Raw genomic sequence first — 15508 nt, forward strand, 5'->3', positions numbered from 1 at the left:
TCCTGTCAGTGCGCTGCCCACTGCACGGTGTCAAGGTCGATGCCTTCCTTGAACATGTCCCACAGGGGCGACAGTTCGCGGAGCTTGCCGACCTTGCGCTGCAGCAAGTCGATTGTATAGTCGATTTCCTCGTCCGTCGTGAAGCGGCCGATGGTGAAACGGATGGAACTGTGGGCGAGCTCGTCGTTGCGGCCCAGGGCGCGCAGCACGTACGAGGGCTCGAGGCTCGCCGAGGTGCAGGCCGAACCGCTCGACACGGCGATGTCCTTGATCGCCATGATCAGGGATTCGCCTTCCACGTAGGCGAAGCTGATGTTCAGGTTGTGGGGCACGCGATGGACCATGTCGCCATTGACGAAGGTTTCCTCGATCTGGCTGAGGCCCTTCAGCAGGCGGTCACGCAGGGCGCCGACGCGCTTGTTCTCTTCGGCCATCTCGAGGCGGGCCAGGCGGAAGGCCTCACCCATGCCGACGATCTGGTGGGTGGCCAGGGTGCCGGAGCGCAAGCCACGCTCGTGGCCGCCGCCGTGCATCTGGGCTTCGAGGCGCACGCGCGGCTTGCGACGCACGTAAAGCGCGCCGATGCCCTTCGGGCCGTAGGTTTTGTGGGCCGAGAAGGACATCAGATCAACCTTCAGCTTGGAGAGGTCGATCTCGACCTTGCCGGTGGCCTGGGCCGCATCCACGTGGAAGATGATGCCCTTCTCGCGGCAGATCTCGCCGATCTCGGCGATGGGCTGGATCACCCCGACTTCGTTATTCACGAACATCACCGACACCAGGACGGTGTCCGGGCGGATCGCTGCCTTCAGCACGTCCAGGTCGATCAGGCCGTCTTCCTTCACGTCGAGGTAGGTGGCCTCGAAGCCGACGCGCTCAAGCTCGCGCACGGTGTCGAGCACGGCCTTGTGTTCGGTCTTGAGGGTGATGATGTGCTTGCCCTTGCCGGAATAGAAATGGGCTGCACCCTTGATCGCCAGGTTGTTGGATTCGGTGGCGCCGGAGGTCCAGATGATTTCCTTCGAGTCGGCACCCACCAGCGCCGCGACTTCCTCACGGGCCTCTTCAACGGCCTTCTCGGCGGTCCAGCCGAAGGCGTGGCTGCGGGATGCCGGGTTGCCGAACAGCTCGGTGAGGTAGGGGATCATCTTCTCCGCGACGCGGGGATCCACCGGCGTGGTCGCCGAGTAATCGAGGTAGATCGGAAACTTGAGCATCTTCATCTTCTCCGTACAGCAAAAATTTTAAACCGTTCAGAAACTTAGACCGCCATCGCGGCAAGCGTTCGGAGGCCGGCGAGCATCTCGCCCAGGGCCGTCAAAAAGTCATCCACGTCGCGCCCGGTGCTGCCGGCGCCAAAGCTCACGCGCACCGCCGAGCGGGCCAGGCCCGCCTCGACGCCCATCGCCATCAGCGTGTGGGACGGCTCGGGATTGGCGCTGGAGCAGGCCGAGCCGCTGGCCACCGCAAATCCGGCCCGGTCGAGCTTTCCGACCAGAGTCTCGCCATCCACACCGCCGATCGCGAAGAACGTGGTGTTGGGCAGGCGCTGGGCGTCTGCCGAGAAAATCTGCGCGCCCATGCTGGCAAGCCCGGCTTCGAGCCGCTGCTGGAGCACCGCCATCTGCACGGCGCGGGTTTCGACCGCCGCCGCGGCCAGCTCGCAGGCCTTGCCGAAGCCGACGATGGCCATCACGTTTTCGGTGCCGGAACGCAGGTTGCGCTCCTGGCCACCGCCGGCCACCAGCGGCGCGAGTTCGACACGTTTGTCGATCACCAGCGCCCCGGCGCCCAGCGGGCCGTAAATCTTGTGGGCCGACAGCGTCAGGCCCTGCACGCCCAGGGCGCGAAAATCCACCTTCACCTTGCCCAGCGCCTGCACCGCGTCGCAGTGCATCCAGCCACCGGCAGCGCGCACTGCCTTGGCGTGCGCGGCGACATCCTGGATTACGCCGGTTTCGTTGTTGGCAAGCATCACCGACACCAGCTTCGGCTTGCCGGCGAGACACGCCTCGAAAGCCGCCGGGTCGATCCGCCCTGCCCCATCCACCGCGATCTCGTCAAACTGCCAGCCCTGGCGCACCAGCTGCCGGGCGGGCTCGCGCACGCAGGGGTGCTCGATGGCACTCACCGCAATGCGGCCCGGCTTCATCAGCGCCGCAGCGCCCTTGATGAACAGATTGTTAGCCTCGGAGCCGCCGCTGGTGAACAACACCTCGGTGGGATGCGCACCCACGGCCGCGGCCACCTGGGCCCGCGCCTCGTCGATCGCCTTGCGCGCCGCGCGGCCGTATTCGTGGCGGCTCGACGCGTTGCCGAAGCGCTCGCCGAACCACGGCAGCATGGCCTCACGCACCGCCGGATCGAGGGGCGTGGTGGCATTGTGATCGAGATAAACCGGCGCAAACACCGATCGCTCCTGTGAAATCAGGCCGTTGCCTGGATGACGCCCTTGGCGGACGCACCCGAGCGCTCGTCGTGAAGCACCGACACCTGTGCCGCCTTGGCGCGCTGCTGCTCGACGAGGTTGGCCAGCGTCACCGAGTGCAGGTATTCATACATGCGACGGTTGAGGTTGGTCCACAGCTCGTGGGTCATGCAGCGGTGCTCGTCCTTGCAGTTTTCCTTGCCGCCGCAGGAGGTGGCATCCAGCGGCTCATCCACTGCCGCGATGATGTCGGCAACGGTGATCGACGCCATGTCCCGGGCCAGTGCGTAGCCGCCGCCGGGGCCGCGGACGCTGCTGACCAGCTCGAAACGACGGAGCTTGCCAAACAGCTGCTCGAGGTAGGAAAGGGAGATCTTCTGGCGATCGGCGATGCCCGCCAGCGTCACGGGGCCCTCGGCACAACGCAGCGCCAGATCAATCATTGCCGTGACGGCAAAACGACCTTTGGTGGTGAGTCTCATGGTGGCTCCTGGGGGCGGGCAATTAATAGTTGAACGTTTCAGTCAAGAATACCAAACCCGACAAAAACGATCAACTATTTTCACGCCAGCAACACAGGCCGCTCAATCCACCATCTTGCCGAGCCCTTGCGGGTCGAAGGCGTCTTCGGACTTGGCGGCTTCTTCCACCGAAATCCCCGCTTCGGCGAGCTTGTCGAGCAGCACGCGGATGCGCCGGTCGGTCTCGACGGCGTGGTCGAGCAGGCCGTGCAGCGCCTTGGAAACCGGGTCGTCCAGATCGCGGGTGACGCCGTAGGCGGTGAAGCCCATCTGCTCGGCCTTGGCCTCGCGGGCCCGGGCGGCGTCGTCCTTGCCGGCCTCGATGACACGGGCCGGATTGCCGACCGCGGTCGCCCCTGCCGGCACCGGCTTGACCACCACCGCGTTGGAACCCACCTTGGCCCCGTCGCCCACCTCGAAGCCACCCAGCACCTTGGCGCCGGCGCCGATCACGACGCCGCGCCCCAGCGTGGGATGACGCTTGGTGCCACGGTAGAGGGACGTGCCGCCGAGGGTCACACCCTGATAGATGGTGCAGTCGTCGCCGATCTCGGCAGTCTCGCCGATCACCACGCCCATGCCGTGGTCGATGAACACCCGCCGGCCGATGGTCGCGCCGGGGTGGATCTCGATGCCGGTGAGCATCCGCCCCACATGGCTGCTGAAACGCCCGACCCAGCGAAAACCGTTGGTCCACGCAAGATGGGCAAAACGATGCAGCCACAGGGCGTGCATCCCGGGATAGCAGGTGAGCACTTCCCACCTGGAGCGTGCGGCCGGATCTCGCTCAAGCACATTGGCGATGTCCTCACGCAGACGACTGAACATGAAAGGGAACTCCCGAAACGAATCGCGCTGTTTTCCGCCCCCGCCGGCCCGGGATGGAACCGGGCGGGAGATTTTTATTTCCGACTATTTTAGTCTACTTTTTTTCAAAGGCGGTCAGCATTCCACGCAGAATGTTGATTTCGTCCTTCTCGAGCTGGATCCGCCCGAACAGCCGGCGCAGGCGCGGCCACAGGCGCTTGGAGTTGCTCGGATGGAAGAAACCGCTGGCGGTGATCGCCCGGTCGAGGTGGCTGAAGAAGCCCTCCACCTGCTCGAAGGTCGCCAGCTCGGATTCGAGATTCGGCGGCTCGCCCGGATCGAGCGCCGCCATCCGCAGCTCGTAGCACAGCACCTGCACCGCCGCCCCCAGGTTGAGCGACGAGTATTCGGCGCTCACCGGGATCTTCACCGGCATGTGGCACAGGGACACGTCTTCGTTCGAGAGCCCGACCGTCTCGTTACCGAAGACCAGCGCCACGTCACCGAAGCTGGTGCGCGAGACGATGTCGCCGGCGGCGTCCCGCGCCCACTTCATGGGCACCGCGAGCTCGCGTCGGCGCGCGGTGAGCGCCGCAGCGAACACCGTGCCCTCCAGCGCCTCGGCGAGGCTGCCGACGACCCGCGCGTTGGCGAGGATGTCGTCGGCGCCCGCCGCACGGGCGGTGGCCACCGGATCGGGGAAAGAATGGGGTGAGACGAGCACCAGCTGCGACAGACCCATGGTTTTCATGGCCCTGGCCGCGGCTCCGATATTGCCCGGATGACTGGTACGGGAAAGTACGACTCGCACGCGCTCAAGCGCGCCATCGTGGTTCATATTAAAATGTGGGGTTTCCGAATTAGTGTCGACCGGTGGGGGCAATCCTGCCCGGGCCGGCCAACCTTGCCAGACACCCATGCATCCCACTCTGAACATCGCCATCAAGGCCGCACGCCGTGCCGCCGCCGTCATCAACCGGGCTTCGAACGACGTCGAACTCCTGCGGGTCGAATCCAAGTCGCCCAACGACTTCGTCACCGAAGTCGACCGGGCAGCCGAAGAAGCCATCATCCAGGTGCTGCGCGATGCTTATCCGACCCACGCCATTTTAGCAGAAGAGTCCGGCGAGACCGGCCCGGAGGCCGAGACCGAGTACCAGTGGATCATCGACCCCCTCGACGGCACCACCAACTTCATCCACGGTTTCCCGCAGTACGCGATCTCCATCGCCCTGGCCCGCCGCGGCGTGGTCGAGCAGGCGGTCGTCTATGATCCGAACCGCAACGAGATGTTCACCGCCTCCAAGGGCGCTGGCGCCTTCCTGAACGACCGCCGCATCCGCGTCTCCAAGCGCCTGCGCCTGCAGGAAGCCCTGGTCGGCACCGGATTCCCGTATCGCCAGTTCGGCAACGTCGATACCTACCTCGCCATCTTCAAGGAACTCACCCAGAAGACCGCCGGCCTGCGCCGTCCGGGCGCCGCGTCGCTGGATCTGGCCTACGTGGCCGCCGGCCGTCTCGACGCCTTCTGGGAATTCGGCCTGTCGCCGTGGGACATGGCTGCCGGCAGCCTGCTGATCAGCGAGGCAGGCGGTCTGGTGAGCGATCTGGCCGGTGAATCCGACTACCTCACCACCGGCAACATCGTGGCCGGCACCCCAAAGGTGTTCCCCCCGCTCATGCAGATCATCCAGGGCCACTGCGCCGACAAGATCTCCGCCTGATGCGCGCCGTCGCCCTCCTCCGCACCCTGCTGGCGAGCCTGCTGCTGATGGCAGCGCCCGCCTTTGCCGGCACGGTGCTGGTGTGGGGCGACAGCCTGTCGGCAGGCTACGGCCTGCGTCCCACCGAAGCCTGGCCGGCGCTGCTCGAGTTGCGTCTGCATGAATCGAAACTGCCCCTCAAGGTTGTAAACGCCAGCATCAGCGGCGAAACCACCGCCGGCGGGCGCAGCCGGCTGCCGGCCGCACTGCAGGCCCACCGGCCTTCGGTGGTGGTGATCGAACTGGGCGCCAACGACGGCCTGCGCGGTCTGCCCATCCCGGCCATGAACGCCAACCTGCAGGCAATGATCGACGCCAGCCGCCAAGCCGGCGCACGGGTGCTGCTGGTGGGCATGCAGATGCCGCCCAACTACGGCCCCGACTACACCGCGCGGTTCGCCAGGACGTATCAGGATCTCGCCCGGACCAACAAGGTCCGGCTCGTGCCTTTCATGATGGCCGGCTTCGCCGACAAGCCGGATCACTTCCAACAGGACGGCATCCACCCCACCGCCGAGGCGCAGCCGAAGATCCTCGACACCATCTGGCGCGAACTCAAGCCGCTGCTGCGCTAGATTCGCGCCGCCCGCTCAGGGCAGACGCAGCGACGGGTTGTGCCCCTTCACCGCGCAGATGCGCTGGATCACCGCCGGCTTAGGCTCGGCCACTTCGCCCTGCTCGTAAGCCAGCACCGTGCAGGTGTCGGCCACCCGCTCGAACAGCTCGTGACTGCGCAGCAGGAAATCCGGATTGCTCGGCTTGCCGAAACGCTCGTTGCCCACCATGAAGGTCTCGTAGATCAGCACCCCGCCATGATTGAGGGCCGTCAGCAGCAAGGGCAGCCGAGGGCGGAAGAGATAATTGGTGACGATGATCGCGTCGAAGTGGCGCCCGGCGTAAGGCCACGGCGCTTCCTCGATGTCGGCCTCGCGGGTGGTGAGGTGCGGCACTCCGGCCAGCAGCTCGAGCGCCACGGCGTCCCGATCCACCGCCTCGACCCGAAACCCCCGACCCGCCAGCCAGCGCGCGTGACGACCGCTCCCGCAGGCAAAGTCGAGCACTTCGCCGCCGGAGGTGATCAGTGAAGCAAAACGGGTGACCCACGGCGACGGGGTCAGAGAGGCAGCATGGCGCATCGGCAATCGGGCTCCCGGATCAGTATTGGATTGGCGTTCATTCTGTCAGATGGGCGCCGCGTCCGGCAGTTCCCGTGCGTTGCCGCCAGCCAGTCACGGGTAATTTAGTAAATCACCAGATTCTGATAGTCTTTCCCCGACCTAAAACCAGAACGAGGAGACACACATGAAAGGGAGATTCATCGCCGCCGGGCTGGGGCTTCTGCTTGCCGCCGGCGGTGCGCTGGCAGCCGACCTGAAACGTGCCGAAGAGATCGTCGGCGGGCGCTGCTTCATCTGCCACGGCATGGAAGGCGAAGCCGCTTCGGCGCTCTACCCGCGCCTCGCCAGCCAGCACGCCGACTACATCGCCCGCCAGCTCGCCGACTTCAAGAGCGGCAAGCGCAAGAGCGAGACCATGGCCGGCATGGCCGCCGACCTGACCCCGGAAGAGATGAAGGCGCTGGGCGAGTTCTTCCAGAAGAAGCCGGCCACCCACAGCCAGAGCGCCGACCCGGACCTCTCCGGCGTGGGCCGCTACATCTTCACCAAGGGCAACCAGTATTCGGGCGTGGCCGCCTGCGTGTCGTGCCATGGCCCCAAGGGTTACGGCACGCCGCAACTGCCGCGCCTCGCCGGCCAGCAGGCGCTGTACATCGAGAACCAGCTCAAGCAGTTCAACACCCGCGAGCGCAACAACGACAACGCGGTGATGCACTCGATCGCCTCCAAGCTCACCGAACTCGAAGTGAAGGCCGTCTCCAGCTTCATCTCGACGCTGGAATAGATGCCAAACGGTGGCCGGCCCGCCACGTGGGGAGCCTGCCACCACGGCAGCGTTTGACCTTGATCAGAACGCTGCCGATTAGTCCGATCACCCCCACGTATTCGCGCGAAAATCAATCGGGTATCTGCACCCAGGCCAGTCGGGGGCCATTTCAAGCCCGGCGCCCGAAGTTCACGATTGGAGACGTCCATGAAGCTCCACCGAACGCTTGCACTTGCTGCCGCCATCGCAACCCTTGGTCTTATCTCTGCCCTCCCCGCACACGCGACCGAAACACCCGTTGCAACGGCATCCAGGGAAGGCTGGTATCACCAGCTCGTGGATGCCGGCTTCGTCGCCGGCTATGCCGTCCTCCCAAAACCGGATGGCGTCCTGATCGTCGATTCACGCCCCACCGCGCGCAAGTACGATCCGGGGCACATCCCGACCGCCGTCAACATTCCGGACAGCCAGTTCGAGAAACTCATTGACAAGCTCCCGGCCGACAAACAAACCCTGCTGATCTTTTACTGCGACGGCTTCGAATGCCTGCTCAGTCACAACTCCGCCTTCAAGGCCGAGAAGCTCGGCTACACCCGGATTCACGTGTACGCCGCGGGCTACCCCGACTGGATCAAGCAGGGCCACATCGGTGCCGTCTCCGTCCCCTTCATCAAGAAGCTCCAGGACGAAGGCGCGCCCATGACGCTCATCGACTCTCGCCCCAAGGAGCGCAAGTACGACAAGGGGCACATCCCCGGCGCAATCAGCATCCCGGATCTGCAGTTCGACAAACTCATCGACCGACTGCCCACCGACAAGACCAGCCCCCTGTACTTCTACTGCGAAGGCCTCGCCTGCACGTTGAGTTCAGACTCGGCCGCACGAGCGGTGAAGCTGGGCTACACGCGAGTCAAGGTGGTGCCCGAAGGCTACCCCGAGTGGGTTCGCCTGTACGGCCCGGGCCCGACGTCCGAGACGCCCGCCAGGCCCGCGATCCAGGTCGGGCGTGACACCAGCACGATCACCGTTGCGTCCTTCGAGCGGATATACCGTCAGGCACCCGACACCATCCACCTGATCGACGTGCGTGATCCGGCGGAGTTCGCCAAAGGCAGCTTCAAGGGCGCCATCAACTTCCCGATCAAGACCCTCGAAAGCCGGATTGCCGAACTGCCGTCCGACAAACCCATCGTCTTCTTCTGCGGTGCCGGCGGGCGCAGCGGCGACGCCCACGATCTGGCCAAGCAGTTGCGGCCCCAGCTGCAAACCTACTTCATCGACGCCGAGATCAAATGGACCGCCGACGGCGGTTACACCATCACGGAGTGATCGTCAGCGACCCGGCGAAAAAAATCCGGCCACCTGGATCAGGTGGCCGGATTTTTCGTCGTGAGTACGGGTGAGGCTTACACCAGCATGTCGGCCCAGATGTTGCGGGCCCAGGCCATCGCGGCCTTGCCCTCGATCTCGTTGGCCGCCGCCGACACACCGCCGGAGCCCGGCACCGGCAGCACCGTCTTCTTCTCGGCGTCGTACTGATGCACCGAGGTCACGTGGATCACGTTCTTCGAATCCACGAAGCTGTAGCAGGTGTTCATCACCACGGGCGCCGGGTTGGGCGCCTCGCCAGACAGCAGGTTGAGGATCGCCGCGGCCGTCACCTTGGCGTGCTGGTTGGCCATGTGGCCAGACTTGGGCATGGTCGGCGCCGGGAAGATCGCGTCGCCGATCACATGCACGCCCGGGGTGTTCACCGACTCGAAAGTCTGCCAGTTGATGTCCACCCAGCGGCCGTTGATGAGCTTGACGCCCGACTTGGCGGCGATGTCGCCGGCACGCTGGGGCGGCACCACGTTGAGCACGTCGGCCTTCACCTTGTCGAACTCGAGGATCGCGGTGCGGTTGGCTGCATCAACCTCGCGCAGCTCGCTGTTCGGGCGGTATTCGAGGATGCCCGCGTACTTCTCGAAGGCCTTGGTGAACAGCCCCTTCTTGGAGGTGATCTCCTCGTTGGCGTCGAGCACCAGCACCTTGGATTTCGGCTTCTTCTGCTTGAGGTAGTTGGCCACCAGGCAGGCCCGCTCGTAGGGCCCGGGCGGGCAACGGTACGGCGCCTTGGGGATCGACAGCGCATACACGCCGCCGTCCGGCATGTCCTCGAGCTGCTTGCGCAGGGCCACCGTCTGGGCGCCCGCCTTCCAGGCGTGGAGCACCTGCGCCTGGGCCGCCTCGGTCTCGAGGCCCGGCACCTGGTCGAACATGAAATCCACCCCCGGCGACATCACCAGCCGGTCGTAGCTCAGCACGCCGCCCGAGGCCAGCGTCACCTTGCGGCCGGCGGCGTCGATGGCGGTGACGCTGTCCTGCAGCACCTTCACGCCCCAGGTGCTGCGCAGGCCGTCATAGCTCATCGTGATGTCGGCCATCGTCTTGTCGCCACCGATCACCAGGTTGGAGATCGGGCACGAGATGAACTGCGGGTTACGCTCGACGAGGGTCACATCCACGCCCCGCTCGCTCCACATGCGCAGGTATTTGGCCACCGTGGCGCCGCCGTAACCGCCGCCCACCACCACCACGTGGCCGCGGGGCCGGCTTCCGCCCAGGGCGCAGCCGCCCAGCATCGGCAAGGCCAGCGCGCCGCCAGCAAGGGCGGCCGTCTTCAGGAAATCGCGTCGATTCTGCATGGTTCCGGGCCCCCTCATTTCTGGGCGGCGAAGTACGCCGCGATCAGCTCGAGCTGGGCTTCGGTATAGCCCTTCGAGATCTGGTGCATGATCGTCGCGGGCTTGGCGCCGGACCGGAAGTCACGCAGCTTCTGCATGAGTTTGTCCTTGTCGACGCCGGCCAGCGCGTCATTGCCGGCGCCAGCCACCGCACGGCCGTTGGTGCCGTGGCAGTTGGCGCAGGTGGCGGCCAGATTGCGGGCCAGGTTCGGGTCGGGCTGGCCGGCGGCCTGGGCCGCACCGACCGCGCCGACCAGGCACAGGGCCGAAGTCCATCGAAGCAGTTTCATCACTTCTCCTCCTTGAAGCCGCGGGCGCGGCGAGCAGTTGAGCCAGCTTATTGTTCTCCGTGACAGCCTGCATCGGCAAGCTGCCATGACCGTCGTGGTGCGGCCTTTCGTCAAAGCTTGTATCGCCGTGCGCGCTTCTGCACTGCAACAATATTAGCAATTGACTATATTAGTTTATGGTTATAAATTGTTTGAGATCAAGGGAGAAAAAAACTTAATGGCGCACGCCCCGATGCCCGCCTCCCTCGACACCGACCACTGGAACAAGGGAGAGACACACCCATGGCAGACCAGCCAACCCAGCGCGGACGCGTGCGCCCGGCGCCCGAGCACTTCCTGACCGAAGCGGACATCGCCGAGGTCAAGGACGGGCGCCGCGACTTCCTGCGCAAAGCCTTCCTCACCGCCTCCGCCGCCATGGCCACCCCGGCCATCGTGCGCGCCGAGGACGGCGATCCCAACATCCTGACCCTGCCGCCCTGGACCACCAGCCTCGGCCAGCCTGTCGCCGCCCGCCCCTACGGCCTGCCCTCGCAGTACGAGAAAGGCCTTCAGCGTCGGGAATCGCCGGGCCTCACGCGGATGTCGCAGGTGTCGGTGGCCTTCACGCCGCTGCAGGGCCTGTTCGGCATCATCACCCCGTCGGGCCTGCACTTCGAGCGCCACCACCAGGGCTGGAGCGACATCGATCCGTCGAAGCATCGCCTGATGGTGCACGGCACCGACGACGGCTTCGTGAAGCAGCCCAAGGTCTACACCGTCGATGACATCCTGCGCCTGCCGCCGGTGTCGCGGATGCACTTCATCGAATGCGGCGCCAACACCGGCATGGAATGGGGCAACGTGGCGGTGCCCACCGTGCAGTACAGCCACGGCATGCTCAGCTGCTCCGAATTCACCGGCGTGCCCCTGCGGCTGATCCTCGAAGACTGCGGCATCGACTGGAAGAAGGCGAAGTACGTGCTCGCCGAGGGCGCCGACGGCTCGTCGATGACCCGCACCATCCCCATCGAGCTCGTGCAGTCCGACGAAGTGCTCGTCGCCTACGGCCAGAACGGCGAGATGCTGCGCCCCGAGAACGGCTACCCGCTGCGCCTCGTGGTGCCCGGCGTGCAGGGCGTGAGCTGGGTGAAGTGGCTGCGCCGCATCGAGGTGGGCGACAAGCCCTGGGCCACCAAGGACGAGGCGATCCACTACATCGACCTGATGCCCGACGGCCAGCACCGCCAGTACACCTCCACCCAGGAGTGCAAGTCGGTCATCACCACCCCGTCCGGCGGTCAGATCCTGCTGGATAAAGGCTTCTACAACATCTCGGGGCTGGCGTGGTCCGGGCGCGGAAAGGTCAAGCAGGTTGACGTATCCACCGACGGCGGCATCAACTGGCGCCGGGCGCGGATCGAAGGGCCGGTCAATTCCAAGTGCCTGACCCGCTTCAACATCGACTGGGTGTGGGACGGCAAGCCCGCCATCCTGCAATCCCGCGCGATGGACGAGACCGGCTATGTCCAGCCGTCGTACGGCCAGCTGCGCGCGGTGCGCGGCACCAAGTCGATCTACCACAACAACGCCATCCAGTCTTGGAAGGTGGCTGAAAGCGGGGAGGTGAGCAATGTCCAGGTTCTCTAAATCGCTCACCCGCGTTGCGATGATCGCCCTGGCCGCCTGCGCCACTGGCGCGCTGGCCGATGGCAAATACGCCGGCGTCGGCCGGGCTGCCAAACCGGCCGAGATCCACGCCTGGGACATCGACGTGCGCCCCGACTTCAAGGGCTTGCGCCCCGGCAGCGGCAGCGTCGATCAGGGCCAGGAAACCTGGGAGGCCAAGTGCGCGTCCTGCCACGGCAGCTTCGGCGAATCCAACGAGGTGCACACCCCGCTGATCGGCGGCACCACCAAGGACGACGTGAAGACCGGCCATGTGCTGTCGTTGGTCAAGGGCGACGCCCCCCAGCGCAGCGCGATCATGAAGGTCGCCACCGTCTCCACGTTGTTCGACTACATCAACCGGGCGATGCCCCTCACCACGCCCAAGTCGCTCACCAACGACGAGGTGTACGGGCTGGTGGCCTATCTGCTCAACCTGGCCGAGATCGTCCCGGGTGATTTCGTGCTGTCCGACAAGAACATCGCCGAAGCCCAGGCCCGCATGCCCAACCGCAATGGCATGACCACCAACCACGGCATGTGGCCCGGTGCGCCCGCCAGCAAGGGCGGCATCGGCAACGGCGGCAAGCCCGATGTGAAGAACACGGCCTGCATGAGCAACTGCAAGACCGAGGTGAAGGTGGGCTCCCTGCTTCCGGTGTATGCCGAGACCGCCCACGGCAACCTGGCCGAGCAGAACCGCCCGGTGGGCCCGGTGCGCGGCAAGGATACGTCGGGCAAGGCGCCGGCCGAGGTCAAGCCCGCAGCCCAGAGCGAAAACGCCGCCGCGACCAAGCTGGCCAGCGACAACGGCTGCATGGCCTGCCACGGGGTGGCGAACAAGATCGTCGGCCCCGGCTACAACGAGGTCGCGGCCCGCTACAAGGGCCAGGCCGACGCCGAGGCCAAACTGGCTGCGAAGGTGCGAGCGGGTGGCCAGGGCGCATGGGGGGCGATCCCCATGCCGCCCCAGAGCCAGCTCAAGGATGACGACATCCGGCGCCTCGTGAAGTGGATCATGTCTGGCGCCAAGGCGCAGTAACCCAGGATCAACCAAGGAGAGAGACCCATGAACAACCAACGCCGTGAAATCCTGAAGGCAGGCGGCGGGCTCGGCCTGTTCGGCCTGCTGGCCGCCGCCGGCCTGATCACCCCGGGCGAGGCCCGCGCCGAATGGAACAAGGCTGCCTTCGACGCCAAGACCATCGACGAGACCCTCAAGGCCCTCGGCGCCACCGCGCCGGCCAACTCGGCGGACGTGCAGCTCACCGCCCCGGACATCGCCGAAAACGGCGCCGTGGTCCCGGTGGGCGTGGTGTCGACGCTGGCCGGTGTCGAAGCCATCGCCATCCTCGTCGAGAAGAATCCCAACCCGCTCGCCGCGAGCTTCATGCTCCCCGCCGGCACCGAGCCTTCGGTGCAGACGCGCGTGAAGATGGGCCAGACTTCCGACGTGTACGCCCTCGTCAAGGCTGGCGGCAAGTTCTTCATCGCCAAGAAGGAAATCAAGGTCACCCTCGGCGGCTGCGGCGGCTGAGCCCTGCGCGCTTCATTACAGAAAGGAATCGAAATGGCAGATCCGATGAAGATTCGCGCGAGCGCGAAGGACGGCATCACCGAAGTGAAGGTGCTGATGAGCCACGAAATGGAAACCGGCCAGCGCAAGGATTCGTCCGGCAACCTGGTCCCGGCCCATTTCATCACCGAGATCACCGCCGAGCACAACGGCCGCCAGGTGCTGGCCGGCCAGTTTGGCACGGCGATCTCGAAGAACCCCTACCTCGCCTTCAAGTTCAAGGGCGGCGCCAAGGGCGACAAGCTCACCGTGAGCTGGGTGGATAGCAAGGGCGACAAGCGCACCGACGAAGTGCAGATCGCCTGAGGCGTCATTTCGCCCGCTGCCGCCGGCCACCCGGCGGCAGCGCCCCCGCAAGCCGACCACAGACCGCCCCAAGGCGGCAGGCCCCCCACCAGAAGGAGGAAGACACATGCAGCCCAACCTGCGCACCGCGCTGGCCACCGCCGCCCTCGCCCTCGCCGGCCCAGCCTTCGGCCAAGGCTCGACGATGGACGAGATCGCCCGATACCGGGAGATGCTGGCCGACGGCAACCCGGCCGAGCTCCTCGAAGCCAAGGGCGAGGAACTCTGGAAGAAACCGCGCGGCCCCAAGAACGCCAGCCTCGAGCAGTGCGACATGGGCCTCGGCCCTGGCAAGCTCGACGGTGCCTATGCCCAGCTCCCGCGCTACTTTGCCGACACCAAAAAGGTGATGGACGCCGAATCCCGCGTCGTCCATTGCATGATGAGCCTGCAGGGCTTCACCGAAGCCGAGGCCACGAAGAACTGGTTCTCCAAGCCCGGCCAGGATTCCGACATCGAGGCGCTGGTCACCTACATCGGTGGCAAATCCAACGGCGTGAAGATCAACGTGCCGGCCCGCCACCCGGAAGAAGCCCGGATGGCCAAGGTGGGCGAATACATCTTCTACCGCCGCAGCGGCCCGCAGGATTTCTCCTGCGCCATCTGCCACGGCCAGGATGGCAAGCGCATCCGCCTGCAGGAGCTCGGCAACCTCACCACCCAGGCCGGCGCCGGCACCGCCATGAGCACCTGGCCGTCGTACCGCGTCTCGCAAGGCGCGGTGTGGACCATGCAGCGCCGCCTGATCGACTGCATGCGCCAGGCCCGCTGGCCCGAGCCCAAGTACCTCGCCGAATCCACCATCGCGCTGGAAGTCTTCCTCCAGAAGACAGCCAGCGGCACCGTGATGCAGACCCCTGGCATCAAGCGCTGAGCCCCGGAGACGACCATGAAAAACACCTTCATCGCCGCCCTCCTCGCCCTGGGCGCCACGGGCATCCACGCCGCCGATCCGATCGCCTTCCAGGCCGAACAGATCTTCCGCAGCAGTTTCCGCGCCGACAACCCGAAATACTGGATGACCCGTCTCGACCAGGACGAGGCCATGCGCCTGTGCAGCCAGTACAAGGACAACCCGCCCGCCAAAGTGCGCGCCCTCATCGAAAAGACCCAGCAGGCCACCATCCGCTACCCGGTCGAGGGCAAGCTGATCGGTGACTGGAAGGAAGGCGAAAAGCTCGCCGCGGTGGGCACCGGCGGCCACATCGGCTTCATCCAGCCCGACCCGCCCGGCCGCGTACGTGGCGGCAACTGCTACGCCTGCCACCAGCTGGCCAAGAAGGAAGTCGCCTACGGCACCATCGGCCCGAGCCTGCAGCACTTCGGCAAGCTGCGCGGCAACAGCGACGAGATCGTCAAGTACACCTACGACAAGATCTACAACTCCAACGCCTTCACCGCGTGCACCAACATGCCGCGCTTCGGGCTGCACAACTGGCTGACGCCCGAGCAGATCACCCACATCGTCGCCTTCCTGGTCGATCCCGAATCGCCCGTGAACAAAGATTGAGAACGGAGTCC

Annotated in this window: 18 protein-coding genes; 10 read left to right on the top strand and 8 right to left on the bottom strand. The window is 65.6% G+C overall.

Features of this window, described 5'->3' with window-relative positions:
• Nucleotides 1-5 precede the first annotated feature (5 nt).
• The 5 genes from QQK25_RS06130 to QQK25_RS06150 all read right to left on the bottom strand — a co-directional run bounded on the left by QQK25_RS06130 (nucleotide 6) and on the right by QQK25_RS06150 (nucleotide 4594).
• Nucleotides 6-1217: an IscS subfamily cysteine desulfurase gene (locus QQK25_RS06130; protein ID WP_284187168.1), complete on the bottom strand. Its 1212-nt coding sequence runs from the start codon at nucleotides 1215-1217 to the stop codon at nucleotides 6-8.
• A 44-nt stretch (nucleotides 1218-1261) separates the two neighbouring features.
• Nucleotides 1262-2410: a cysteine desulfurase family protein gene (locus tag QQK25_RS06135; RefSeq protein WP_284187135.1), complete on the bottom strand. Its 1149-nt coding sequence runs from the start codon at nucleotides 2408-2410 to the stop codon at nucleotides 1262-1264.
• 17 nt (nucleotides 2411-2427) lie between these two features.
• On the bottom strand, nucleotides 2428-2910 hold the full coding sequence (gene iscR / locus QQK25_RS06140; protein ID WP_284187136.1) for a Fe-S cluster assembly transcriptional regulator IscR: 483 nt from the start codon (nucleotides 2908-2910) through the stop codon (nucleotides 2428-2430).
• A 102-nt stretch (nucleotides 2911-3012) separates the two neighbouring features.
• Nucleotides 3013-3777, bottom strand: a complete 765-nt coding sequence (gene cysE, locus QQK25_RS06145; protein WP_153159549.1) for a serine O-acetyltransferase — start codon at nucleotides 3775-3777, stop codon at nucleotides 3013-3015.
• Nucleotides 3778-3871: 94 nt separating this feature from the next.
• Nucleotides 3872-4594 carry an RNA methyltransferase gene (locus QQK25_RS06150; protein ID WP_284187137.1) on the bottom strand — a complete coding sequence of 241 codons (723 nt, stop codon included), beginning with the start codon at nucleotides 4592-4594 and terminating at the stop codon, nucleotides 3872-3874.
• Nucleotides 4595-4673: 79 nt separating this feature from the next.
• Here QQK25_RS06150 and QQK25_RS06155 point away from each other — a divergent pair, with 79 nt between their 5' ends.
• Nucleotides 4674-5480: an inositol monophosphatase family protein gene (locus tag QQK25_RS06155; protein WP_153159551.1), complete on the top strand. Its 807-nt coding sequence runs from the start codon at nucleotides 4674-4676 to the stop codon at nucleotides 5478-5480.
• Complete coding sequence (locus QQK25_RS06160) at nucleotides 5480-6094, top strand: arylesterase (RefSeq protein WP_284187138.1); 615 nt, start codon at nucleotides 5480-5482, stop codon at nucleotides 6092-6094. The genes QQK25_RS06155 and QQK25_RS06160 overlap by 1 nt, the downstream gene beginning before the upstream one ends.
• A gap of 15 nt (nucleotides 6095-6109) precedes the next feature.
• Here the strand turns inward: QQK25_RS06160 and QQK25_RS06165 are convergent, their stop codons facing one another.
• A complete protein-coding gene (locus QQK25_RS06165; RefSeq protein WP_284187139.1) occupies nucleotides 6110-6655 on the bottom strand; it encodes a class I SAM-dependent methyltransferase in 546 nt (181 codons plus the stop codon).
• A 166-nt stretch (nucleotides 6656-6821) separates the two neighbouring features.
• Between QQK25_RS06165 and QQK25_RS06170 the strand changes: the two genes are divergently transcribed.
• Together QQK25_RS06170 and QQK25_RS06175 are read left to right on the top strand one after the other, a co-directional pair.
• On the top strand, nucleotides 6822-7421 hold the full coding sequence (locus QQK25_RS06170; protein WP_284187140.1) for a c-type cytochrome: 600 nt from the start codon (nucleotides 6822-6824) through the stop codon (nucleotides 7419-7421).
• A gap of 189 nt (nucleotides 7422-7610) precedes the next feature.
• A complete protein-coding gene (locus QQK25_RS06175) occupies nucleotides 7611-8732 on the top strand; it encodes a rhodanese-like domain-containing protein (protein WP_284187141.1) in 1122 nt (373 codons plus the stop codon).
• A gap of 77 nt (nucleotides 8733-8809) precedes the next feature.
• On the opposite strand, the gene QQK25_RS06180 is transcribed toward QQK25_RS06175, so the two are convergent.
• Together QQK25_RS06180 and QQK25_RS06185 are read right to left on the bottom strand one after the other, a co-directional pair.
• On the bottom strand, nucleotides 8810-10090 hold the full coding sequence (locus QQK25_RS06180; protein WP_284187142.1) for an NAD(P)/FAD-dependent oxidoreductase: 1281 nt from the start codon (nucleotides 10088-10090) through the stop codon (nucleotides 8810-8812).
• A gap of 14 nt (nucleotides 10091-10104) precedes the next feature.
• Nucleotides 10105-10419: a c-type cytochrome gene (locus QQK25_RS06185; protein WP_284187143.1), complete on the bottom strand. Its 315-nt coding sequence runs from the start codon at nucleotides 10417-10419 to the stop codon at nucleotides 10105-10107.
• A 282-nt stretch (nucleotides 10420-10701) separates the two neighbouring features.
• Between QQK25_RS06185 and soxC the strand changes: the two genes are divergently transcribed.
• From soxC to soxX, 6 genes are all read left to right on the top strand, one after another.
• Complete coding sequence (gene soxC / locus QQK25_RS06190; protein ID WP_284187144.1) at nucleotides 10702-12048, top strand: sulfite dehydrogenase; 1347 nt, start codon at nucleotides 10702-10704, stop codon at nucleotides 12046-12048.
• Nucleotides 12032-13108, top strand: coding sequence for a c-type cytochrome (locus tag QQK25_RS06195; RefSeq protein ID WP_284187145.1), 1077 nt, complete (start codon nucleotides 12032-12034; stop codon nucleotides 13106-13108). The genes soxC and QQK25_RS06195 overlap by 17 nt, the downstream gene beginning before the upstream one ends.
• 27 nt (nucleotides 13109-13135) lie before the next feature.
• The gene (gene soxY, locus QQK25_RS06200; protein WP_284187146.1) at nucleotides 13136-13603 is read left to right on the top strand and encodes a thiosulfate oxidation carrier protein SoxY; all 468 of its coding nucleotides are present in this window, start codon (nucleotides 13136-13138) and stop codon (nucleotides 13601-13603) included.
• Nucleotides 13604-13636: 33 nt separating this feature from the next.
• A complete protein-coding gene (soxZ, locus tag QQK25_RS06205) occupies nucleotides 13637-13948 on the top strand; it encodes a thiosulfate oxidation carrier complex protein SoxZ (protein WP_284187147.1) in 312 nt (103 codons plus the stop codon).
• Between the two features lie 106 nt (nucleotides 13949-14054).
• The gene (gene soxA / locus QQK25_RS06210; protein WP_284187148.1) at nucleotides 14055-14861 is read left to right on the top strand and encodes a sulfur oxidation c-type cytochrome SoxA; all 807 of its coding nucleotides are present in this window, start codon (nucleotides 14055-14057) and stop codon (nucleotides 14859-14861) included.
• Nucleotides 14862-14876: 15 nt separating this feature from the next.
• Nucleotides 14877-15497 (top strand): sulfur oxidation c-type cytochrome SoxX, encoded by a 621-nt coding sequence (gene soxX / locus QQK25_RS06215; RefSeq protein WP_284187149.1) that lies wholly within the window; start codon nucleotides 14877-14879, stop codon nucleotides 15495-15497.
• Nucleotides 15498-15508 lie beyond the last annotated feature (11 nt).

Source organism: Zoogloea oryzae (assembly GCF_030161255.1).
In the GTDB taxonomy this organism is placed as follows: Bacteria; Pseudomonadota; Gammaproteobacteria; order Burkholderiales; family Rhodocyclaceae; genus Zoogloea; species Zoogloea oryzae.